The organism is Salmonella sp. SJTUF15570 (assembly GCF_043357055.1).
Taxonomy (GTDB): domain Bacteria; phylum Pseudomonadota; class Gammaproteobacteria; order Enterobacterales; family Enterobacteriaceae; genus Salmonella; species Salmonella enterica.
Genome location: NZ_JBEUKJ010000006.1, coordinates 365,746 through 389,008 on the forward strand (window position 1 = coordinate 365,746; position 23,263 = coordinate 389,008).

Sequence of the window (23,263 nt, forward strand, 5' to 3'; positions counted from 1 at the left end):
GCATCATGCTGATTGATTTTCATTTTTCCACTCCCGACGGTGACTTTGCATCCGATCCGCGTTAAGCGCCTGCGCTTTTGGCGCATCCATCACCAGTTGTCCTTCTTTCAGGACAACGACACGCTCAACCAGCTCCAGTATTGGTACCCGGTGCGTCGCGACGACCAGGGTTCGATTGCCAAGCCACTGATGTAACCGCTGAATAAACTCTCGTTCCGTATGCTCGTCCAGCGAGGCGCTGGGTTCGTCAAGTAGCACAATATTGGGGGAGCGCAGCAGCATTCTCGCCAGCAACAGGGACTGGCGCTGCCCACCGGACAGGCCGTTACCGCCCTCCATAATGGGATGATCCAACCCTTTTGCCAGCCGCCTGACGAAGACGGCGCCGCCGCTGACTTCGAGCGCGTCAAAAATCTGTTCATCGTTGGCGTGCGGCGCGCCGAGCGTCAGGTTCTCTCGTAGGGTGCCGAAGAAAAGCCGCGCGTTCTGGCTAAGAAAGCCGATGTTGCGGCGTAAATCCGCCATATCGATGTGCGACAAGCTGAGATTATCAAGCCGGGCATCTCCCTGAATCATCTCCAGGCCGCCCGCCATCGCCTGTAAAAGTGTGGATTTACCCGCGCCGTTACGCCCCAGTATCGCAATCCGCTCGCCTGGCATGATCTCCAGACGCACGAGGCGCAGCGGTATGCGTTGATCGTCGTTATGGTAACGAAACTGAGCGTTTTCAAAGAGGTAATGCCCGTGGAGGATGTCGCGGTGTATCAGGCTATCGTCATGCTGTGTCTCGGTGGGCAGTTGCATAATGTTGTCGAGACCCATCTTCGCCGCTTTCACCTGCTGCCAGCGCGCCAGCACGCCGCACAGGTTAGCCATTGGCGCGATCATCCGCGAGCCGAGCATCGACGCGGCGACCACGGCGCCGGTAGTCATACTGCCTTCAATGACCATCGGCGCGCCGAACATAATCACTGCGGCATACACCAGACTTTGTACCGACATCCCCCAACTGATAAGCCCTTGCGTGAGTTTGCGGGTGCGTAGACCCGACTCGCCGGTAATACGGATATAGCTATTCCACTGCTGAAGAAAGCGGTTCTCCGCCTGCATCAGTTTAATATCCTCCAGCCCCTGAACGCTTTCGACCAAGACTGCATTGCGTAGCGTCGCTTCGTGGGCGGCCTGGTTGGCGAGGACAGCCAGTTTTTTTTGCAGTGCGACGCCCGGCAGGATCATCAGCAGAGCCGCCACGGGCGCTATCCATGCCAGCGGTGGGGCAATAATCGCCAAGACTATCATAAACAGGAAAAAGAAAGGCAGATCGACAATGGTCGCCAGCGTTGAAGAGGTAATCATCTCGCGGATCTGCTCCAGTTCGCGTAACTGCGAGATAAAACTGCCGGTGGAACGGGGAATAGCGCTGTTGCGCAGCCTTAACGCATGACCGAATACCCGATCGGAAATGCGCATATCGGCGCGTTTACCGAGCACGTCCATAATGTGCGTACGCGCTTCACGCAGCAGAAAACCGAACAGCACCGCTACCAGCACGCCGAAGGAGAGCACGTACAGGGTAGGATATGACTGAGCGGGGATCACCCGATCGTAAACCTGCATAGAGAACACAATCCCGGCCAGCGACAGCACGTTAATCAGAAAGGCGGCGACCATTACCGGTAAATAAGGGCGAATATCCTGCAGAACCAGCTCGCGCATCCAGTCGGGTTTAAAGCGGGAGATATAGCGATCGACGCGGCTATCCTTGAGCGCCGATAGCGGGCGTAGCGCGGCAACATAGAGGATCTCCGGCAATAACTCGCTGAGCGTCAGGCGGTTACGCTGACCCTCTTCTTCAATCACAAAAACGTCTACCGCATCTTCGCCATTAACATGCTCGATGACCAATAACTGCCCGTCCCGGAGCTCGACAACCAACGGCAATCGCCACTGACTAAATGCCGTTTTGTCTATGTCCGGCGCATGAAAGGATAAACCCGCCTGCCGCGCGAGCTGCGTTAAGGCGGTCGTTCTGCTTTTACCCCTAAACCACGGGGCGTTGGCCTGAATTGAACCGGGAGAACAGGCAACGCGATAATGACCGGCGACATGGCTGATGGCCTGCGCCCATTGGCTCAGCGCGCGCTCACTGAGTACCTCTTCTGCATCGGGGGCGGCGCGGGTCATGGCTGGATCTCCACGGATTGAATGCTGCGATGATTTAACGCGAACGCCTGACGAAGCGCGCCGGTGTTATACAGACAGTTCAGTTGCAACTGATTCAACTGGCTTTCCGTTTGCAGTTCGGCAAAACGCGCCTGGTAAACTTCCTGCTCCGCATTAAGTACGTCGAGCAGCGGTCGGGAACCGAGGTCAAGGTATTGCTGCTGATACAGTTCGCGCGTACGTTCGCTAAACTGCTGTTGCCGACGAAGGATTTGTAACGCGCTGGCAAGACTCATTGCCTGGCTGCGCGCCTCCATCAGTTTCTGGCGGACATCAAGCCGGGTGCGCTGAATGGTCGACTGAGCCGCGTCTACCGCATGGCTGGCGGCGTTGCGTCGGGCAGTCAGCCCTCCGCCCTGATAAAGCGGCATCTCAACTTTTATCCAGGTGGAATACTGGGTTTTATCCAGCACTTCATGACTGGGATATTTATCATTAAGATAATGTTGTACAGAAGGTTCGAGCGAAATCGTCGGCGTCATTTGCGCGCTGGCATAGTCCAGATTCGCCCGCGCAACGTTGGCCTGCGCCCAGGCGGCCAGTACCGCGGGCACCAGTCGATCGTCGGGAGTCGCCGTCTCACAGCTGCGAGCAAGTTTCGCTGGGAAGTCGTTATTGATGCCGTTAAGCGAATTCCAGCCCAGCCAGCTCATCAGTGAGGCTTTCGCACTGTCGAGATTGGCCTGATACTGCGCCAGTTGCGAGCGGGCGGATTCGATTCTGGCTTCCGTTTGCACCACGTCAGATAGCGACGTAGCGCCTTCATCGCTGCGCTGCCGGATAAGTTTACCGATGCCGTCCAGCGCGACGAGCTGTTCTTCCGCCGCTTCTACCATTTGCTGCCAGCTCTGCGTTTGTACAATGGCGTTGGCGGTTTCGTGCGCGACGGTATCAATACTGAGCAACACATTGGCCTGTTGCTGCGCTGCGCCTGCGGTTTCGGCACGAACCTGACTTGCCACTTTGCCGAAGTCATAAAGCATTTGCGATACCGACAGCACCAGCGAGGGGCTATACCCGTGATCGGTGTAGGTATTGCTGTACCCATTGTTCACGCCAGCGCTGACTTGCGGATAATATTTCGATTTGGCGACCTCTATTTGTTCATTCTGTGCGAGCAGTTTGCCGACGGCTTCGCGAATAGAAGGATGCCAGTTAACGGCGCGATTGACCGCGTCATTGAGCGTCAGGTTGCCCGGCGCGGCGGCGCTGAGCGGCAACTCAGCGGCGGAGCCATCCAGCGAAGGGAGCATCTGGTCCGTTGCTAATCCTTCGGATGTAATAATTGGCGGCGCTTCTGCGCCCCGGGGCTGGTGATGAAACAAAGCAAATGCCAGTACGATGGCGACAGGCGCGACTCTTCCCATAGTTTATCCCTTTTAAATATCACCGCTTGTTGCCCCGAACGTCGTGGCGTTCGGGGCTTTTTTATCAACCGCCGGTTATCAGGTGGTTGTTCTGCAACAGATCATTTAGCGTAAGCTGCACATTCTCCAGAGTGACAAGGTCGGTTGATTTAAACGCGCTGCCGGCGCCGTCGCGATCGACGGATATCACCGTATTGGCGCCGCTGGTATGAACCTGAACAAAGTTACCCAGCGTCGCCGCCTGATGATCCCAGCCGGTCAGCAGTTCGTGGATATCGATCTTGTCGCCCTGCGCGGTGGAGAAGTTTTGCCAGCGATCGGCGCCATTGCCGCCGGTCGCGTCCGCGCCGTTTAACAGGTGATAAATCAGCGTATCGCCATAGGCGGAGCCGATGAGAACATCGTTTTGGTTGGTACTGACGATTTGCGGCGCCATATCAATGGTCAATGTGGCGCTATCCGTATGACCCATCTTGTCATCCAGTTGATAGGTAAAGACCTCTTTACTGGTGATGGACGACATCGCGACGCCATTATTCAGGGTGTAGGTGTAGGCGCCATCAAGGTTAATTTGCAATGTGCCGTAATGTCCCTGAATCATGGCGCTGGTGGTATTCGCCGCGGCGTCCAGCGTGGCGGCGCTGCCGTTATACCCGCTAATGCTCAGGCGGGTATTCACCGTATTAAGCTGATCCATCGCCCCCGCCGCGTCGCTGCCGTCAAAAATATTGCCGAGAACGGTATGCGTTCCGGACGTTTCAAAATTATCCAGATCGACGGTGGTGCCGATGACGCGTGGCGTGATCGTCGCCGCCCCGGCCAGGGTATTGGTGCCGGTAAAGTTAAGCGTGTACGTTCCGGCATCCAGCTCCAGGCCGCTCAGGTTGACGGTCACCGTCGCGCTGCCCAGCGTGATATTCGCCACCGGAACGGTTCCGTTGCGTATGACGGTCCCGTTCTCCTGAATGGCCCAGCTAATATTCAGATTGCCCAGCGTAATGAGCGTGGAGACATCAAAGACCAGTGACGCGCCTTTAAGTACGGTGCCCGTTGCAACGTCAAAGGTGCCGCTCCCGCTGCCCGATTTGCCGAGTAGCCCCCAACTGGCGCTGCCGACGCTGGAGTCCAGCCAGGCAGCGGTATCCTGAAGCGTGGCGACGCTGAGGGTATCGCTGACATCATTAATCGCATCCAGCGCCCTGGCGGTTGGCGTGATATTGAGCGAGGCCGTATCGGTATCGCCGTTTGGCGCTTTGACCGTATAGATAAAGCTGTCCGGCGTTTTAATGCTGTCGGCGCCGACGCCGTTCTTCAGCGTGTAGGTATAGTTGCCTCTTGCGTCAATGATGAGCGAGCCATACAGCCCGTTTACCTCCGTCGTGCCGGTCGCCGCAATCGCCACGCCGTTTACTTCAGTGAGGAGGGCGCCCGTAGGGGCGACATCATTGGTCAGTACGTTGCCGGTGGTGTTGGCGGTGATACTGTCAACGGCATAGGTGTGGTCCTGGGAAATCGCCAGCGTATAGCCAGTGAGGACGCTAATGCCGCTGGCGGTATTCAGCACGAACAGGTATTCGCCGCCAGGCAACGTCAGGGTCAGCGGCTGGGACTGTCCGGCTAACAACAGGGTGTTAATCCAGCCTTTTTCCACCCGGAACTGCTCATATTGCTGAATGGCATCGTTGAAGCGATAAACGTACAGATCGAACGTGGAAACCAGTGAGACGCCGCCGACGGTTCCCTGTAACGTCATGGTTCGCGTAGCGCCTTCTTCAACGTTAAAGATGATCGGATTAGTCATATCATCAAGCAGATTCGCGTTCAGTACATTACCAAGTCCGATGCTTAATACCGTGACGCCGCTTTGTGTCGAGGGACCGTTGTTGACGTAGCTAACGTGAGTATCAAAGACCAGAGAGGCGTTATTGTCTGTCGCTATCACACTGCCCGGTACAGGCGCGGGACCCAAATTAATAACCAGTTGCGCGGCGCTGCTACCGACGCCATTCTGGGTGATGGTGTAGGTGAAGCTCTCTTTATGTCCGTATCCTGCCGTGGGCTTAGCCAGCGTGTAGGTGTAACTGCCGTCCTGATTAATGTGCAGCGTGCCGTATTGTCCCTGGATATCCACGCCGCCCGCGCCGACCGGCGTACTGACGCCGTTGGCGTTGGTGATGGCGGTGACCGTGGTGCCCGTCGGCGCGGTATCATCAGCCATGACGTTGCCGGTACTGATGGTTGGCCCGCTAATAATACCTGCGCTGGTCTGGTGTACATCGACATCCAGGCTGGTATATGACCCGGTAGCGAGCAGACTGGTGTTATAAGTGAGTACCCGGTACTGGCCTTCGCCCAGGCCGCTCAGGTTCAGGGTAACGCCGCTCCCGGTCAGGGTAAGCAAATTCGCGAAGTCGCCAACGGCGGTGTTGACGATCGTCGTCCAGGCGCCGAGGCTGGTGTCGTAGCGCTGTACCACAATCTCCTGAGTACTGAGCAGCGAAAGCACGATTCCCGTTGCGGCGGCATCGATGGTGACGTCGCCCGTACCACCTTCAGCAATGGTGAACTCAACCTGAGCGGTATCGTTACCCAAAACCGAGGCGACATTGCCAAGCGCGCCAACCAGCAGCAGGCCGTAATCCGAATAGTTTTGCGTGCTGGTGACGGCGGTCGAGGTCAGATCAAGACTGGTGATGTTATCCCTTGCCGCCAGCGGCAGAACCGGCGCGGTAATGCCTAACGTGCCGGAGGCGTTACCCGCAGCGTCAGTGGCCGTCACGTTAATGAGCTGACCTTCAATTTGTTTTGTCGGCAAGGTGAGAGACCATGCGCCGTTGCTGCCGGCGGTGGTGGTGAGCGTCACGCCGCCCGCCAGCGTGACGGTTACGGTGCTGTTTGCCTCTGCCTGTCCGGAAAGTGAACCGCCATCGGCGCTGAGCGTACCTGACGGCGTACCGGGCGCCAGCGTATCGACAATCACCGTCGCGGCGGTGGAGACGCTGCCTGTACCGTTGGCGTTAGTCGCGGTGGCGGTGAAGGCGTGGCTGCCTTCGGTCAAATTACCTGTCGGGGTAAAGCTCCAGTTTCCGCTGGCGTTCGCCGTGGTGGTGCCGAGCAGCGCCCCGTTGTTATAAATGCTCACCGTGGCGCCCGCCTGAGCGGTACCATTCAATGTGGGTTGTGCGTCATTAGTGACCTGACCGTTGGCGATAGCGCCGGTATAAATACCCACATCATCCACTACGTTGGTGATGATCGGTGCTTCCGGCACGCGCGTATCGGGCGCGGTAAATCCGGCGGCAATGCCGGTGTTGCCTGCTTTATCCTGGGCAAATGCCAGTAGCGGCTGACCATTGGTCTGCGCGGGCGTGAGTGTGGCGGTGAAGCTGCCTGTACCGTCGGCGGTGGCGGTTCCCAGTACCACACCAGTCTCAGAGGTAATCGTCACTGTACTGCCTGCTTCCGCGGTGCCCGTCACGCGATTACCGGTAGCATTGATGACCAGGTTGCCGGGCGCGCCGGGCGCAATGGTATCCACGATAATCGTTATCGATGGCGAAGCGGCGCTAACGTTGCCAGCCGCATCGGCGGCGCTAACGCTATAGGCGTGACTTCCCTGGCCGAGCGCGGCGGTTGGCGTCCAGCTCCAGTTGCCGCTGGCATTGGCGTTCACGGTCGCGACCAGCACGCCATTATCGAAGATGCTTACCGCGCTGTTGGCTTCCGCGGTACCGTTGAGCGTCGGCTGTGTGTCGTTGGTCGATTGTCCATTGCCAATGGCGCCGGTGTTGTTCGGGACATCATCAACGATGCTGGTTATAAGCGGAACCGTTGGCGCAAGGGTATCGACCACGATAGTAAAACCGCTGGTGGCCGGGCTAACGTTGCCTGCCGGGTCGGTGGCGGTCACTGTTAATATGCGCGTGCCGTCGTTTAACCCTGTCGTCGGCGTGAAGCTCCACGCGCCGCCCGCGTTAGCCGAGGTGACGCCAAGCAGAGTGTTGCCATCATAGATACTGATCACGCTGCCCGCTTCGGCAGTGCCGTTCAGCGTGGGGCGGTTATCATTGGTTATCTGACCATTAGCGAGATTTCCTGTGACCCCGCCCGCGACGTCATCCACTACGGACGTCAGGATCGGCGTTTGCGGCGCGGTGGTATCGACCGTCAGGGTGAAAGCCGTACTGTTCGGGCTGCTGTTTCCTGCGGCATCGGTGGCGACGGCGGTGATGACGTGCGTTCCGCTTGCCAGCGTTGAGGTGGAGATGCTCCACGCGCCGTCAGGCTGAGCCGTTGTCGTGCCAATGACCGTACCATTTTCATAGAGCGTAATCGTGGCGCCGGCTTCTGCGGTGCCGCTGAAGGTTGGCGTAGGATCGTTGGTATTTTGGCCGTTCGCGATCGTGCCGAGGCCTGGCGCCTGATCGTCACTGACTGATGTGATTACCGGCGTCAGCGGCGGCGTGGTATCGACGACGAAATTAACGCTGTCTGAAACGGGACTGGCGTTGCCTGCGGCATCAACGGCAATGACGGTAATTACATGGTTGCCCGTCGCCAGCGAGGCATCGGGCGTGTAGCGCCAGCTACTGCTATTGTCGGCGGGAATTTCAGCCAGCAGCGTGCCGTTATCGTAGAGACGAATAGCTGTGTTGGCTTCACGGGTGCCGCTAATGACAGGGCGCGCCTCGTCTGTGATCTGTCCTGAACTCAGATTGCCGGTAATGGGGCCCGTACCGTCGTAGACCGTATCAATAACAGGCGCGGCGGGAGCCGTGGTATCAATAGTAAACGAGCGTATTTCGGACGCGGCGCTGGTATTGCCTGCCGCATCGGTTGCTGTCGCCGTCAGGTTCCAGATGCCCGCGCCCAGCGAGGTAGACGGTGTAAAGCTCCAGCTACCGTTGGCCTGAACTTGCGCCGTGCCGACCAGCGCGCTGCCATTATAAATCGAGATGGTTGTACCCGCCTCACCGGTACCCGAGAGTGTTGGTCGGGTTTCGTTCGTCGAGCCGCCGTTGGGGACGATGCCCGTCACCGGCGCCGTATTGTCTGCCACGCTGGCGATAACCGGCGCGGCGGGCGGTGTGGCGTCAATCGTCAGCACAAATCCGCTGGACACCGCGCTGCTATTACCCGCCGGATCGGTGGCGCTAAGGGTGAACGTGTGGCTACCGTTTGCAAGCGGCGTCTGCGGCGTGAAACTCCATGTGCCGTCGCTATTCACCGTCGTGGTACCGATGGACGCGGGATTACCGTCAAGATAGACATTAATCGTCGCGCCTGCCTCTCCGCGCCCGTTCAGGGTGGGCGTCGCATCGTTCGTTAGCTGCCCGCTAACCAGGTTGCCGGTAATACCGGGCTGGTCATCCACGACGGAGGTGAGAACCGGGATCGCCGGAGGCGTAATATCGACTATGATCGTCCACGGCGCGGAGACCGCGCTGGTATTGCCCGCCGGATCGGTAGCGCTAACCGTCAGATTATGGCTTCCCTCTGACAAATTGCGGGGCACCGGGAAGGTCCAGCTACCGTTTTCGCCTACCTGAGCCGTGCCAAGCGGCGTACCGTTATCAAAAATGGTGATTGTCGCGCCAGGTTCGCCAGTTCCGTTCAGTATTGGCTGCCGATCGTCGGTGGATTGCCCCGGTAACACCGGGACGGTCGGTTGATTGTTATCGTCAATCACGGACGTGATAACCGGCACATCTGGCGCCTGCGCGTCAATGTTCAGCGTAAAGCCGTCCGAAGGCTGGCCGCTATTGCCGGCGGGATCGGTCGCCACGGCGGTAAAGATGTGTGCGATGCTCTCCAGCGGCGCGTTCGGGGTGAAGCGCCAGTTGCCGCTTTGATCTACCGTGGCGGAACCGATTTCTACGCCGTTATCCAGAATATGGATGGTGGCGCCTGCTTCTCCCGTTCCGTTGAGCGTCGGGCGTGAATCATTGGTGAGCGCGCCGTTATCCAGCGTACCGGTCATGCCGGGGACATCATCCGTTGCGCTGGTAATAACCGGTTGCGCCGGCGCGCTAAGATCGACAGTGATCCCGACCGGTGCGGACAGGCCGCCCGGGCCATTCGCATTGGTTGCCTGGACGGTGAAGTAATGTGTGCTTTCGCTTAATGGCGTCGCGATCTCAAAGATCCAGTTCCCGCTGGCGTCAACGGTGGCAAAGCCTGCCGAATCGCCATCAATGAAAACTTCAACGGTAGAGCCGATATCCGTGGTGCCGCGCAGCGTCGGCATGGTGTCGTCCGTGGCGCCGCCCGCCGCAATATTCCCCTGTATGCTCCCGACATCATCTTCAATCGCCGTGATGGCCGGGACGGCGGGCAGACCGCTGTCGGAAGCGGGAAAATTCGTAGCCGGGCCGTTATTCCCCGCGCGATCGATAGCAATTGCCGTCAGTGTACCGCCATCGGTTTGCGCCGGACTGAGCGTAACGACGAATTCACCGGTGCCATTAGCGACAGCGCTGCCGACCAGGGTGCCATCGGCATGGTGAATTTCAACGGTAGCGTAAGGATCGGCAAGTCCGGCGACGCGCGTGCCATCGTCGTCCACCGTCTGGACTGTTGGCGCGGGCGGGGCGGTGATATCCACAGTAATGGTGATCGGTTGGGTTTGCGCCGTGGTATTTCCAGCATCGTCAGTCGCGCTGAAGGTTAGCGCATGGCTGGCTTCTGACAATTCGGACGTATTGAATGTCCAGGTCCCGTCGGTAACGAGCGCCGTCCCTATTGCCACGCCATTGTCGTAAATCGTGACGGTGCTGCCGTTTTCGCCGCTGCCGTTAATAGTCAGCGTCCGATCGTTAGTAAAGGCGCCATCGGTTAATGGCCCGGTCACTGGCGCAACATCGTCAAGGATTTCATTGACGACGGGCGGCTGCAACGGAACGGTGTCGACGGTAAAGGTAAAGCTGTTCGATACGCCGCTGCTGTTTCCGGCGGCATCGGCGGCAATGGCGGTCAGGGTGTAGACGCCATCCGGCAACGCGCTGGTCACCGCTAGCGTCCAGGTGCCGGTCTCATCGACGGTGACTACGCCTAAAACGCTGCTGCCGTTATAGAGCGTAATAATGCTGCCGATGTCGCCAGTGCCGTGAATGACTGGTGTATTGTCGTCAGTGGTTGCGCCGCTGACAATAGTATCCTGGACTTCGCCGACGTTATCTTCGGCAAAAGTGATAACTGGATTGGCGGGCGCAGTGGTGTCTAGCGTAAAAGTGACTGAGGCGGAAGGCGGACTGATATTGCCCGCTATATCGGTTTCCGTGACGGTAATGGTATAGGTTTCTGGCGTAAGTGCCGCAGGCGTAAAGTTCCAGCTACCGTTATCGCCTACCGTTGTGCGACCAATTTCACTGCCATTATTGTAGAGAATAATCGTGCTGCCGATCTCTCCCGTGCCGCTGAAGGTCGGCGTGGTATCGTTCGTTGCGCCATTATTGCCGATGTTGCCGATAACCGGCGCGACGTTATCGCTGATTAGCGGCGCGTCAGGCTGCGCTGGAGGCTGGGTATCAAGGGTAACGGAGAAAACGCTGGAGGTGGGGCTACTATTGCCTGCGGCATCCGTGGCGGTGGCCGTCAGGATGTTTAACCCTTCGCTCAGATTACGGGTTAGCGGATAGGTCCAGCTACCCTGTGGATTGACCTGGACGGTAGCCAGTTCTACGCCGTTATTGTACAGGGTGATGATGGTGCCGGGTTCGCCGGTGCCGCTGAGGGTCGGCATACGCTGATTGGTAATACTGCCGTTTGCCAGTAGCACCTCGCCTTCTCCGCCGGTGATGGCGGCTGACACGATCTGCGGCGCATCCGGCGCCTGGGTATCGATGCGTAGGGTAAAGCTGATGGATTCGGGACTTTCGTTCCCCGCCGGATCGTTGGCGCGAGCGGTCAGAAGGTGGTCGCCGTCGCCCAGCGCGGCAGGCGGCGTAAACTGCCAGCGCCCGTCCGTGCCGACCAGCGCCTGACCTATGGCATTGCCGTTATCGTAAAGGATGATTGTATCGCCTGCGGTGCCGCTACCGCTCAACCGGGGCTGGGATTCCTGGGTAATCTGATTGGTATCAATCGTATTTCCGTCGCCGTCAGCTACGCCGATAACGCCGGGAGCGGCAGGGGCCTGGGTATCAATGGTAATCGTAAAATCGGTCGAAAAAGGCGTGGTGTTGCCGTTACTGTCGCTGGCCGTCACGGTAAAGGTGTAGGTGTCGTCCGCCAGTGGCGAGGCCGTGGTGTAGGCGTAGCTCCAGACGCCGGAATTACCGACGATAATATCCGCTATCCGGGCGCCATTCTGATACAGGTGTACTGTGGAACCCGGTTCACCTGTACCGTTAATCGTTGGCGTGCTGTCGTTAGTGAGCCCCAGATGCGCGACGCTACCGAGAATACCCGGCGCATCATCTGTAATGAAGGTGATTACCGGTTGCTGCGGCGATTGCGTATCGACCACCAGGTCGAATGACGCGGCCGGACTTGCATTGCCTTTAGCGTCGGTTGCGATTACGGTCAGTCGATGCGCGCCTTCACCTAAATTTTGCGACGGCGTAAACGTCCAGCCGCCGTTGGGCTGTAGCGTGGCGAGTCCCAGCGAAACGCCGTTATCAAAAATTTCGACACGCGCGCCAGCCTCCGCCGTACCGCTAAGGGTGGGGCGGTTGTCATTGGTGGTTTGTCCGTTAACCAGCGGCCCGGTGAAGCTTTCAACATCGTCCAGCACCTGAGTGATAATGGGCTTATCCGGGGCGGTGATATCGGGCGCTTGCGCTGTGGTTGGCGGGCTGACGTTGTTGGCGCTGTCGGTAGCGGTGACGGTAACCTGTTCGCCGTTGGTCTGTGCGGGGACGAGGGGAAGGGTAAAATGACCTTCGCCATCTGCTTTGCCGCTGCCAAGCGGCTTGCCGTCCGGCGTGGCGATCGTGATGGCGCTACCCGGTTCGGCGGTGCCGCTGATACTGGTGCCATCCTCACTAATTACCACGTTTTTCGGCATTTCCGGCGCGGTACTGTCCGGCGCGATAACCGTCGCGGCGGCGCTTTCGTTTTTCGCGACATCGGTGGCGGTAGCGATAAGCGCCTGGCCGTTAGTCTGCGCCGTATTCAGCGGAACGATAAATTGTCCGTTGCCATTAGCGACGGCGCTGCCAAGTACGGTGTTGCTACTGTCGCGGATAGTGACCGTTGCCCCGGCTTCCGTCTGACCGCTTACGGACAGACCGTCGGTCGCCACGGTAAGACCGTCCGGTGCCGCAGGCGCAGTTTTATCCGGCGCGTTCAGCGTTTCTACCGGACCGCTATTCGCGGCTTTATCGGTAACGCTAATGCTTAATGTTTCGCCGTTAATTTTCGCCGGGCTAATACCTATTGAGAAGGTACCGTCGTCGCCTGCCGTTCCACTCCCGAGCGTATTTCCCAGGCTGTCTTTGATAACCACAGTACTGCCAGCTTCCGTAGTGCCGGTAAGTCTGTCGCCGACGTCGCTAACCGCCAGGCCTTCCAGCACCGGCGGCTGCGTGTCGATATCAATGGTAAAGGAGACGGACTGCCCGCTGGTGCCGCGATCGTTGGTCGCGGTAGCGGTAAAGACATGGTCGCCATCGGCAAGCGCCAGCGAGGGGGTAAAGCTCCATTTGCCGTCAGCGTCAGCGACAATGGGCGGAAAGGTCAGTACAGGAAAGCCGTTATCGTTAATCGATATCGTACTGCCGGGTTCAGCAGTACCGCTGAGGGTTGGGCGGTTATCATCTGTGGCATCGCCATTTTTCAGCAGCCCGGTAACGGCGCCAGCGTCATCCGTCACGGTAAGGATAGTCGGCTGGGCAGGATACTGTGAATCAGAAGCGGTAAACTCTGTGGCGGGGCCGATGTTACCAACGGCGTCCTGAATACGCGCTTCCAGACGCTCGCCGTGGGTCTGGGCCGGATTCAGCGTGATGCTGAAGTGGTTATTTTCTCCGGTAATCGTGGAGCCCAGGTAATTTCCCGCCGGGTCATAGATCGACACGGTACTGCCAGCTTCAGCGGTGCCGCTAACGGTTGTGCCGTCTTTCGCGACATTATCAATGGTAGCGGCGTCAGGCGGCGTGGTGTCCACAATGATAGTAGGCGTTGTCGTCACGCGGCTCGTGTTTCCGGCTTTGTCGCTTTGTTCGACGGTAAAGGTATGTTCGCCATCGCTTAACGGCGTAGTCGGCGTAAAGGTCCAGCGTCCATTTTCGTCTACGGTAGCGCTGCCGATAACGGTTGAACCTTCTTTAATCGTGATGGTATTGCCTGCCTCTCCCTGCCCGGAAAATAGCGGTTTTGCCTCGTCAGTCCGGTCATTATTCTGTAGCGGCCCGGTGAGCAAACCGGTGTTATCGGCAATCAGTTCAACGCGTGGGGCATCGGGGCTGAGTGTGTCGATAGTCAGCGTAAAGCGGGCTGATTCGCTACTTTCGCCTTTAACGTTAGTTGCAATGGCGGTGAAATGATTTTCCCCATCCGCTAGCGCGCTGGTAATGGCAAAATGCCAGTTTCCGCTGCTATCAACCGTTGTTGAGCCTATTTCCTGACCATTGGCGTAAATATGGATGACTGTGCCTGCGCTGCCGGTGCCCTCCAGAGTGGGGGTATTGTCGTTCGTAAACTGGTTATTGCTCAGCGTGCCGGTGAGGGGAGCGGCATCATCGATAGCGGCGGTGATAGCTGGTGTATCGGGGAGAGGAATGTTGGGCGCATCGATGGTTGCGGATGGGCCGGTATTGCCGGCATCGTCAGTCGCGGTCACGGTAAGTTGTTCGCCGCTAATCTGTGGCGCTGTCAGATCAATACTAAATTTACCGTCGCTATCCGCTTTGCCCTCGCCAACGACGTTACCTGAAGGATCTTTGATGGTAATGGTACTGCCCGCTTCGGCCTCGCCGCTCACCGTTTTTCCGTCCGCTGAAATCAACAATTTGCCGGGAGCGAGAGGCGGGGTAGTATCTACAGGATTACTGCTACCTGGAGTATTGCCGTTAGGGTTACTGCCGCCGGGATTGCTGTTATCAGGGGGATTACCGTCAGGATTGGTGTTATCGGGGGGCGGATTATCGCCATCCGAATGATGGTGGGAATCGCCGCCGCCGGAAGACGCGATAGCGGCAATGCCGCCAGCCGCCACCGCGCCAGCCAGTACCCACGGCCAAACGGCGCCGCCTGCTTCATGGGAAGCGCCAGAAGTGACCAGCAGCTCATTAATATCAGCGATTTGTTCAAAATGTAGCCCGGCTTGCGGATTTTCTACCCACCATAACGTGCCATCGTTTTCCGCCAGTACCAGCTGGCTTGCGCCCAGATCGTTGGTAACGTAAAAGTTTTTAATCGTGATCGTTTCGCCGGAATGGAGCGTCACCACCAGATCCTGATTAATGCGCGTAAGTTGACTAATTTCCTCCCGGGCCACTGATAATTTAACAATTGACGGGGCGTTAAGAGTGACCGCTGAGGATTCCACAGTGGTGGAGACGCCAGTCAATTTCGAAACCACGGCGAGTAGACGCATAAATTAGCTCCTGATGGATTTGCTCTGTGTATTAATTAACGGGCACGACGTTCAGGGCAAAATGCGTAGACGAGCCTTCCCGTTCATCATGAGAGATGAATTTCCGTAGCCATATTCTTTTTTATGAGCGTAGGTGAAGGTCTGGTTTTCTCGCCGAATAACCCTTTATTTTTTGTGCCTGACTAGTGCTTTCGTATTAGATGATATAGTCAGAAAAAAATCTTTCTGCAAATTAAGATCTATTGATAAAGGTGTTAGTGCGTCTGAAATATAACGGAGTTTGTGTTAAGGAGAGGTGGGGTGGGCTAACAACGTATGATGATTTTTTATTTATCTTTATGTTTTATAATGAATTTTAATTTCTTCTTCTTTTTCTTTTTTAACATAAAAACAATACCTTTTGTGAAGGTATTCAGCAATATTAAATTTTATAAAAATCATTTGAAGTATTGTGTTATTAGGCTATAAAAATTTTTTAAACAAAGAATATATTCTTGTTGTGATATTTATTGCTATTGATAAGCGTCAGACACAGAGAATATATTTTCGAGGCATGAATGAGATATGAATATTGACCAGCTTCATACTGAGAAGCTGGTCACAAAAAATGTCTATTATCGGCCTGCATTTTTCATAATGCGTGCTTTATCCAGTTGCCACTCACGTTCTTTAAGATCGGAACGTTTATCATGTTGTTTTTTACCTTTCGCCACGCCGATCTTTACTTTGCACCAGGCATTTTTCCAGTACAGAGAAAGCGCGACGACAGTATAACCTTCACGATTAATACGGCCATACAGTGAATCAAGCTCACGCTGATTTAACAACAGTTTGCGGGTTCGGGTTGGGTCGCATACGACATGTGTCGAGGCGACCGCCATCGGCGTAAAGTTTGCGCCAAACAGCCAGGCCTCGCCATCTTTGAGGATAACGTAACTGTCGCCGATATTGGCTTTTCCTGCGCGCAGAGATTTTACTTCCCAGCCTTGCAGGGCGAGACCAGCCTCGAACTCTTCTTCGATAAAGTATTCGTGCCGGGCGCGCTTATTCAGCGCGATGGTGGCTGAGCCCGGTTTATGTGCTTTTTTCTTCGTCATAAGTGTCGTGAATTCATAGGTAATCTGATATCGAAAACACCCCATTACGTCCTGATGAGGTGCAAAAATCTATCTTAGCATGAGTTGGGCTATGCACGCACAATTAAGGCATGACGGTTGGGGACAGCATTTTTTTTACTCGCTGATAAGTGGTATTATTTACACGATTTATGTTGATGGGAATTGCTATGCCTCAGATTAGTCGGACTGCTTTAGTCCCCTACAGTGCGGAACAGATGTATCAGTTAGTGAATGACGTGCAATCGTATCCCCAGTTTTTGCCTGGGTGTGTTGGTAGTCGCGTCCTGGAGTCATCGCCAGCACAGATGACGGCGGCTGTTGACGTGTCGAAGGCGGGTATCAGCAAGACGTTTACGACGCGTAATCAGCTAACGCGTAACCAGAGCATTCTGATGCATCTGGTGGATGGCCCCTTTAAAAAGCTGATCGGCGGCTGGAAATTTACCCCGCTCAGCCCCGAGGCGTGCCGCATTGAGTTTCAGCTTGATTTTGAGTTTACCAATAAACTCATTGAGCTGGCGTTTGGTCGTGTATTCAAAGAGTTAGCGTCCAACATGGTGCAGGCGTTTACGGTTCGCGCCAAAGAGGTTTACCGTGCCGGATAAACTTGTGGTTGAAGTGGCTTATGCGCTGCCGGAAAAGCAGTATTTGCAGCGCGTAACGCTGGAGGAGGGCGCGACGGTCGAAGAGGCGATTCGCGCTTCCGGCTTGCTGGAATTGCGCACGGATATCGATCTGGCGAAAAATAAAGTGGGCATCTACAGTCGCCCGGTAAAACTCACCGATACGGTGCAGGATGGCGATCGGGTTGAAATTTACCGTCCCTTAATCGCCGATCCAAAAGCATTACGCCGCCAGCGCGCCGAAAAATCGGCTGGTAGATAATTAGCCTCTTTTGCCGGATAACGGTGTGAAAGCCGTACAACACCTGAAGCACAGGTGTGCCTGTAAGCCAGATAAACGTAGCGCCATCAGGCAAATTCGTACCAAATGGCGGGGGAGAGGTTTGCAGGCCTGATGAACGTAACCTCATCAGGCGGTATCACAAAATTACTTCGTCAACGCCGGTTTGTTATCAATATTGGTTAACACGCCGCTGCTGTTAAAGGTGAGCGTCAGAGTCTGCTGCGTCACGTTCTCATGTCCTGGCTGCTGGCGGAAGACATAAAACCAGGTGTTCGTACCAAAAGGATCGGTCATCATCGGCGTGCCTAAAGCATACGCAACCTGTTGTTGCGTCATACCAACACGCACTTTGGCGACATCCGTAGGTGTAAGATAGTTCCCCTGATTGATGTCAGGTCGGTAAACCACTCGCTCCAGAGTGGAACAGCCTGCGGTCAACATCAGGAGTACTGCTGCGGCAGCAGTCAGCGTTTTACAGCGCATAGTGATTGGGTTCCTTTTCGGGCCTGAGCAGTACGTGGCTCATATTAATATGCCGATGATAATAGACCTTTCATCACTTTAAAACCTTTTGCTGTCGGGTCTTACGGCGTTTTTGTTGTGAACTCAGACCTTCGGGAGATAAAAAAGTTTACGCCGCCAGCAGTTCTTTTGCGTTTGCCAGCGTATTACGCGTAACTTCACTTCCTCCCAACAGGCGGGCCAGTTCCTGTAAACGCGCACGTTTATCCAAAGGTTGCATATGGGTTTCGGTCATTGCCCCGTCTGTTTCTTTACTGACAAAGAAGTGCTGGTGACCGCACCCGGCTACCTGTGGCAGGTGAGTGACGCACATCACCTGAGTGGATTCGCCAAGCTGACGCAGGAGTTTACCGACCACGGCGGCGGTTGGGCCGCTGATGCCAACATCGACCTCGTCAAAAATTAGCGCTGGCGTTTCCATTTTGCGCGCGGTAATCACCTGAATAGCCAGCGCAATGCGCGACAGTTCACCGCCAGACGCGACTTTAGCGATAGGCTGCAGCGGCTGACCCGGGTTTGTCGTCACTTTAAACTCCACGCGATCGGCGCCGTCGTTGCTCAGATGATGCTCATCAAATTTCACGTCGATAGTAAACAGACCGTGCGGCATCGAAAGTAAATGCATACTTTCAGTGATCAACTGCCCCAGCTCCTGGGCGTAAAACTGACGCTGTTGATGCAGCGCTTGCGCCGTTTCCAGCGCTTGTTGGTGATGCTTATTAACCGCCAGCGTCAGCGTTTCCAGCGAATCGGCCTGATCGTCGAGCTGCTGCTGTTCTTCGAGCAGTGACTGATAAAGCTGCGGCAGCGCTTCCGGGCTGACGTGATGTTTTCGCGCCAGCGAAATTTGTTTAGCGATGCGCTGTTCAAGCTCAAACAGGCGATTGGGGTCTAAATCCAGACGCTCGCAATAGTGGCGTAATTCATCGCTGGCTTCGGTGAGTTGGATAGTGGCTTCTTCCAGCATATCCAGGATGCCGGAAAGCTTGCTGTCCATACCTACCAGCTCGCTAACCAGTTGTTTTGCGCTATATAACTGGCTTTGCAGGTTAACGTCTTCGCCGTCCGCGAGTAGCGCCAGAGCGTTCTGGCTGGTCGTAAGCAACTGCCCGCTGTTGGCCAGCCGTTTGTATTCTTCGTCAATTTGCTCGAATTCGCCGGCCTGCGGATTAAAGTCGTTCAACTCTTTTAACTGATATTGCAGCAGTTCCGCGCGCGCGGCGCGTTCCTGGCTTTGTTGCTGGTGATGGGCGAGATCGCGGCAGCTTTGGTGCCATAATTGGTAGCGGGCAGCCATCTGCTGCGCTAAAGCGGCTTCGTTGGCATAGCTATCCAGCAGCGATTTTTGCTGTTCGGGTTTGGTAAGCAGCTGGTGCGCATGTTGACCGTGAATTTGAATCAGCAACTGACCGAGCTCGCGCAATTGAGACAGGGGCACAGCGGTGCCGTTAATAAAGCCCCGTGAGCGGCCATCGCTGCTGATAACGCGGCGAAGTAAGCATTCGCGACCTTCTTCAAGCTGGTTTTCTTCCAGCCAGCGCAATGCCGCAGGCGTGTCTTTCAGCGCAAAGCGGGCACACAAATCGGCGCGGGTCGCTCCGGTACGGACCATATCGGCCTCAGCGCGACCGCCCAGACACAGACCCAGGGCATCAATCGCAATAGATTTACCCGCGCCGGTTTCACCAGTAATGACGGTCATTCCGCTCTGAAAATCGATCTCAAGCTCACGAACGATAGCAAAATTGCTGATGGTCAGTTGCGCCAACATAGCTGTTTTCCTGTATGAAAAACCATGACTGTAATTAAATACAGTATAAACTGGTTTTTTATACAGTAAAGAGGCTAACGTAAAATTAGAATAATTTTTTTGACCAGCCGAGTTTTGTGCTTAATGTATTGAAATAGCTGTAGTCTTTGGGATGTATCAGGTTGAGATGGTAGTCGCAGCGGCGAATCAGCACATCTTCTCCTTCCTGAATAGGCAGCGCTATCTGGCTGTCGCAGCTAATTTCCAGATCGCTACGGCGATGCGAAAAACGCAGACGAATCGTGCTACTGCTGTTAATGACTAACGGGCGCGCCGACAAGGTATGCGGGAACATCGGCACCAGGGTGATTGCATCCAGTGAAGGGGTCAGAATAGGGCCGCCTGCGGAGAGCGAATAGGCGGTGGAGCCGGTCGGCGTAGAAATGATCAGACCATCAGATCGCTGTGAAAAAGCGAAGGTTTCATCAATATAAACCTCGAATTCGATCATATGCGCCACTTTTCCCGGATGCAGCACCACTTCATTAATGGCTGTGCTGATACGCTTCTGGCGGTCCTGTTGGCAGACCTGCGCTTCCAGCAGAAAACGTTTTTCGGAGATATAGCGCCCTTCCAGCACATCAGATAATTGTTGCAGGGCGTTGTCCGGATCGAGATCGGTCAGGAAGCCAAGATTACCGCGGTTAATGCCAATCACATTGATGTCATAACGCGCCAGCGTACGCGCTGCGCCAAGCATATTGCCGTCGCCGCCCACGACTACCGCCAGATCCGCCTGTTGACCAATTTCCGCCAGCGTGCCGGTTGGCACATTTTTTAGCTGTAATTCGTGGGCGATTTGTTGCTCCACAATGACCTCATAACCCTGATCGCATAGCCAACGGTAGAGCATTTCATGTGTCGTGAGTGCGGTGGGATGACGCGGATGCCCCACAATGCCGATACACTTGAAATGATTATTCATTTTTCTGAGGTCCTTGTAGCGAAGATTGATGACAATGTGAGTACTTCCCTTGAAACCCTGAATCTGATCCCCATAATAAGCGAAGTTAGCGAGATGAATGCGAAAAAAAACGCGGAGAAATTCATGAGTAGTAAAGAACAGAAAACGCCTGAGGGGCAAGCCCCGGAAGAAATTATCATGGATCAGCACGAAGAGGTTGAGGCAGTTGAACCAAACGATTCTGCTGAGCAGGTGGATCCGCGCGATGAAAAAATTGCGAATCTGGAAGTTCAGCTTGCAGAAGCCCAGACTCGCGAACGCGACACCGTGTTGCGCATCAAAGCGGAAATGGAAAACCTGCGCCGTCGTACTGAACAGGATATCGAAAAAGCGCATAAATTTGCTCTCGAGAAGTTCGTCAACGAATTGCTGCCGGTAATCGATAGCCTGGATCGCGCGCTGGAAGTCGCAGACAAAGCCAATCCGGATATGGCGGCAATGGTCGAAGGGATTGAGCTGACGCTGAAGTCTATGCTGGATGTGGTGCGTAAGTTCGGCGTGGAAGTGATTGCTGAGACCAACGTGCCGCTGGACCCGAACGTGCATCAGGCTATTGCGATGGTGGAGTCGGAAGAGGTTCCGGCAGGCAATGTGCTGGGTATTATGCAGAAAGGCTATACGCTGAACGGTCGTACCATTCGCGCGGCGATGGTGACTGTAGCGAAGGCGAAGTAAAAGTCTAATGGCCGATGTAAAGTCGGCCATTTTTTTAGCTTAAAAAATCTTGTACTTCGAGCCATGGAGTGTCGAAGTCAGCTATTTGTTCGTACTCATCCATAGGTAAAACAAATATATTATAGGCATCAGTGCTTTCATTGAGACTGGCTATCTGAAAGCCACGTTCGTTGAGCTGGCTTTGAATGCGCTCAAATATCTCATCGACGTAACGGTCGCCTTTTTTGCAGACTTTGCCTATTTCATCATATCTGGTGAGTGCCAGTAGTCGCGTTTTTAGTTCATCTGTACTGGCAAAATCTTTTGTCAGGTTATAATAACGATTGGCCGCAAAAGTGGCGAGCAGACCTTCTTCACCCTCACCCTTGTAATCGATTTCTTCAATAACGCCTTCAGCACGTAGAACCTGCATGAATGCCTGTAACAACGCACGATTGTCTAAATCACCGCCGCTGCAATCAAGCACCTCCACCATCCCGTAGTCATCGTCCTCGTCGTCTTCAAAACTGGCAGGATCGCTGGCGAGGCGGGAGACGATATTGGGCCATAAATCTGGCGTTTCCTTTAAGAAAATGCTGGCCAGCTTTTTTAAATATTCAGCAAACGCCAGATCCCATTCAATAACGTAATCATCGTACATAGTATGGTTTTCCTTTCCATTAATAAGTTTTTATTGTGTCACTATGCCGGAGAGGAGATGAATGAATAAAATCTTAATTAATAAGGAAAACGGCAAACCATTGGCTGCCGTTTTAAGAAAGGAGGAGGGGTATTCAAGAATACTCTCGCGCAGCGGTTTTACCGGTACAACCTTTACCTGCTTAATCATATTTTCCTGTACATCGAGAATATCGATATCGTACTGCTCAATGCGCACGCGCGTGCCAGCAACCGGAATTTCCTCCAGCGCCTCCAGAATCACCCCATTGACGGTGCGCGCGTCGTCTTCCGGCAGGTGCCAGTTAAGTGCTTTATTGATTTCCCGGACGTTGGCGGTACCGTCAATAATGACCGAACCGTCGTTTTGCGGCGTGACCTCTTCCGCCAGGAACGGTCGTACCATTCGCGCGGCGATGGTGACTGTAGCGAAGGCGAAGTAAAAGTCTGATGGCCGATGTAAAGTCGGCCATTTTTTTAGCTTAAAAAATCCTGCACTTCCAGCCACGGCGTGTTGAAATCCTCTATTTTTTTATATTCGCTCATTGGCAGAACGACCACATTATAGGTGTCAGATCCTTCATTCAGATCAAAAATCTGGAAGCCCCTCTTATTGAGTTCGGTCTGGATGCGTTCAAAGATCTCGTCAAGGTAACGATCCCCGGCTTCACAGACATCGGAGATTTCATCCTCTTGGGTTATTTCGACAAGAAGATTTCTTAATTCCTCAGAATCCGTCAGGTTTTTTGTGAGTTCATAAAAGCGATCTGCGGCAAAATTAGCCAGTTCGCCTTCTTCATCTTCACCTTTCCAGTCAACGAGGTGAATAAATCCTTCGCCGCGTAGAACTTGTAAAAATGCCTGTGCCAGCTCGTTATTTCCGAGATCGCCACCGCTACAATCCAGGACGTCCTGCAACCCATATTCGTCTTCATCTTCGTCTTCAAAGATTTCAGGTTGCGTCGAAAGTTGAGAGAAAATAGTGGGCCATAAGGTTGGGTTGTGCGATAAAAAAACGTTGGCGACGACGTTGAGGTCGTCTGCAAAATTTTTATCCCATTCAATTACATAATTTTCTGACATAACATCAATATCCTTTCTGAATGCCTGAAAAGACATTATTGCATTGTTAAGTAAATGGCAGGAATTGATGGAATCTTAAAAGACGGCGATAAAAAAGGCGAACCGGAGTTCGCCATTGTGTTACTCCGCCACACTCTCGCGCAGCGGTTTTACCGGTACAACCTTTACCTGCTTAATCATATTTTCCTGTACATCGAGAATATCGATATCGTACTGCTCAATGCGCACGCGCGTGCCAGCAACCGGAATTTCCTCCAGCGCCTCCAGAATCACCCCATTGACGGTGCGCGCGTCATCTTCCGGCAGGTGCCAGTTAAACGCTTTATTGATTTCCCGGACGTTGGCGGTACCGTCAATAATGACCGAACCGTCGTTTTGCGGCGTGACCTCTTCCGCCAG

Annotated in this window: 13 protein-coding genes and 1 pseudogene; 3 read left to right on the top strand and 11 right to left on the bottom strand. The window is 54.7% G+C overall.

All coding sequences use genetic code 11. The annotated features are described in order from the left end of the window. Positions 1-3: 3 nt before the first annotated feature. From ABVN44_RS15060 to smpB, 4 genes are all read right to left on the bottom strand, one after another. Entirely contained in the window at positions 4-2,184 is a 2,181-nt protein-coding gene (locus tag ABVN44_RS15060; RefSeq protein ID WP_023231955.1) for a type I secretion system permease/ATPase, read from the bottom strand. Continuing rightward, positions 2,181-3,590, bottom strand: coding sequence for a TolC family outer membrane protein (locus tag ABVN44_RS15065; protein ID WP_023231956.1), 1,410 nt, complete (start codon positions 3,588-3,590; stop codon positions 2,181-2,183). The genes ABVN44_RS15060 and ABVN44_RS15065 overlap by 4 nt, the downstream gene beginning before the upstream one ends. Positions 3,591-3,654: 64 nt before the next feature. Beyond that, the gene (bapA, locus tag ABVN44_RS15070) at positions 3,655-15,129 is read right to left on the bottom strand and encodes a biofilm-associated protein BapA (protein ID WP_023231957.1); all 11,475 of its coding nucleotides are present in this window, start codon (positions 15,127-15,129) and stop codon (positions 3,655-3,657) included. 614 nt (positions 15,130-15,743) lie between these two features. Beyond that, positions 15,744-16,226 (bottom strand): SsrA-binding protein SmpB, encoded by a 483-nt coding sequence (gene smpB / locus ABVN44_RS15075; protein WP_001518569.1) that lies wholly within the window; start codon positions 16,224-16,226, stop codon positions 15,744-15,746. Positions 16,227-16,414: 188 nt separating this feature from the next. Here smpB and ABVN44_RS15080 point away from each other — a divergent pair, with 188 nt between their 5' ends. Then, the gene (locus ABVN44_RS15080) at positions 16,415-16,852 is read left to right on the top strand and encodes a type II toxin-antitoxin system RatA family toxin (protein WP_001543334.1); all 438 of its coding nucleotides are present in this window, start codon (positions 16,415-16,417) and stop codon (positions 16,850-16,852) included. Continuing rightward, positions 16,842-17,132: an RnfH family protein gene (locus ABVN44_RS15085; protein ID WP_001112990.1), complete on the top strand. Its 291-nt coding sequence runs from the start codon at positions 16,842-16,844 to the stop codon at positions 17,130-17,132. Before ABVN44_RS15080 ends, ABVN44_RS15085 begins: the two co-directional genes overlap by 11 nt. Before the next feature lie 165 nt (positions 17,133-17,297). Here ABVN44_RS15085 and bamE read toward each other — a convergent pair whose 3' ends face one another. The 3 genes from bamE to nadK form a co-directional block, all read right to left on the bottom strand. Next, positions 17,298-17,636, bottom strand: coding sequence for an outer membrane protein assembly factor BamE (bamE, locus tag ABVN44_RS15090; protein WP_001203445.1), 339 nt, complete (start codon positions 17,634-17,636; stop codon positions 17,298-17,300). Between the two features lie 148 nt (positions 17,637-17,784). Continuing rightward, complete coding sequence (gene recN, locus ABVN44_RS15095; protein WP_023231958.1) at positions 17,785-19,446, bottom strand: DNA repair protein RecN; 1,662 nt, start codon at positions 19,444-19,446, stop codon at positions 17,785-17,787. Between the two features lie 85 nt (positions 19,447-19,531). Beyond that, positions 19,532-20,410 carry an NAD(+) kinase gene (gene nadK, locus ABVN44_RS15100; protein WP_001059155.1) on the bottom strand — a complete coding sequence of 293 codons (879 nt, stop codon included), beginning with the start codon at positions 20,408-20,410 and terminating at the stop codon, positions 19,532-19,534. Between the two features lie 123 nt (positions 20,411-20,533). Here nadK and grpE point away from each other — a divergent pair, with 123 nt between their 5' ends. Beyond that, positions 20,534-21,124, top strand: coding sequence for a nucleotide exchange factor GrpE (gene grpE, locus ABVN44_RS15105; RefSeq protein ID WP_001518875.1), 591 nt, complete (start codon positions 20,534-20,536; stop codon positions 21,122-21,124). Between the two features lie 34 nt (positions 21,125-21,158). Here the strand turns inward: grpE and ABVN44_RS15110 are convergent, their stop codons facing one another. The 4 genes and pseudogenes from ABVN44_RS15110 to ABVN44_RS15125 all read right to left on the bottom strand — a co-directional run. Next, positions 21,159-21,764 carry a hypothetical protein gene (locus tag ABVN44_RS15110; protein ID WP_023202584.1) on the bottom strand — a complete coding sequence of 202 codons (606 nt, stop codon included), beginning with the start codon at positions 21,762-21,764 and terminating at the stop codon, positions 21,159-21,161. 132 nt (positions 21,765-21,896) lie between these two features. Further along, positions 21,897-22,178 (bottom strand): annotated as a pseudogene (locus tag ABVN44_RS15115) (transporter associated domain-containing protein); the annotation flags it as partial. Positions 22,179-22,258: 80 nt separating this feature from the next. Then, positions 22,259-22,864: a hypothetical protein gene (locus ABVN44_RS15120; RefSeq protein WP_001294017.1), complete on the bottom strand. Its 606-nt coding sequence runs from the start codon at positions 22,862-22,864 to the stop codon at positions 22,259-22,261. 120 nt (positions 22,865-22,984) lie between these two features. Then, on the bottom strand, positions 22,985-23,263 hold a 279-nt coding region (locus ABVN44_RS15125; RefSeq protein WP_393954297.1), incomplete at its 5' end, for a transporter associated domain-containing protein.

Excerpts from the sequence above, each read along its gene's own strand:
- ABVN44_RS15060 (WP_023231955.1), bottom strand. The coding sequence starts at position 2,184 with ATGACCCGCGCCGCCCCCGATGCAGAAGAGGTACTCAGTGAGCGCGCG.
- ABVN44_RS15065 (WP_023231956.1), bottom strand. The coding sequence starts at position 3,590 with ATGGGAAGAGTCGCGCCTGTCGCCATCGTACTGGCATTTGCTTTGTTT.
- bapA (WP_023231957.1), bottom strand. The coding sequence starts at position 15,129 with ATGCGTCTACTCGCCGTGGTTTCGAAATTGACTGGCGTCTCCACCACT.
- smpB (WP_001518569.1), bottom strand. The coding sequence starts at position 16,226 with ATGACGAAGAAAAAAGCACATAAACCGGGCTCAGCCACCATCGCGCTG.
- ABVN44_RS15080 (WP_001543334.1), top strand. The coding sequence starts at position 16,415 with ATGCCTCAGATTAGTCGGACTGCTTTAGTCCCCTACAGTGCGGAACAG.
- bamE (WP_001203445.1), bottom strand. The coding sequence starts at position 17,636 with ATGCGCTGTAAAACGCTGACTGCTGCCGCAGCAGTACTCCTGATGTTG.
- recN (WP_023231958.1), bottom strand. The coding sequence starts at position 19,446 with ATGTTGGCGCAACTGACCATCAGCAATTTTGCTATCGTTCGTGAGCTT.
- nadK (WP_001059155.1), bottom strand. The coding sequence starts at position 20,410 with ATGAATAATCATTTCAAGTGTATCGGCATTGTGGGGCATCCGCGTCAT.
- grpE (WP_001518875.1), top strand. The coding sequence starts at position 20,534 with ATGAGTAGTAAAGAACAGAAAACGCCTGAGGGGCAAGCCCCGGAAGAA.
- ABVN44_RS15110 (WP_023202584.1), bottom strand. The coding sequence starts at position 21,764 with ATGTACGATGATTACGTTATTGAATGGGATCTGGCGTTTGCTGAATAT.
- ABVN44_RS15120 (WP_001294017.1), bottom strand. The coding sequence starts at position 22,864 with ATGTCAGAAAATTATGTAATTGAATGGGATAAAAATTTTGCAGACGAC.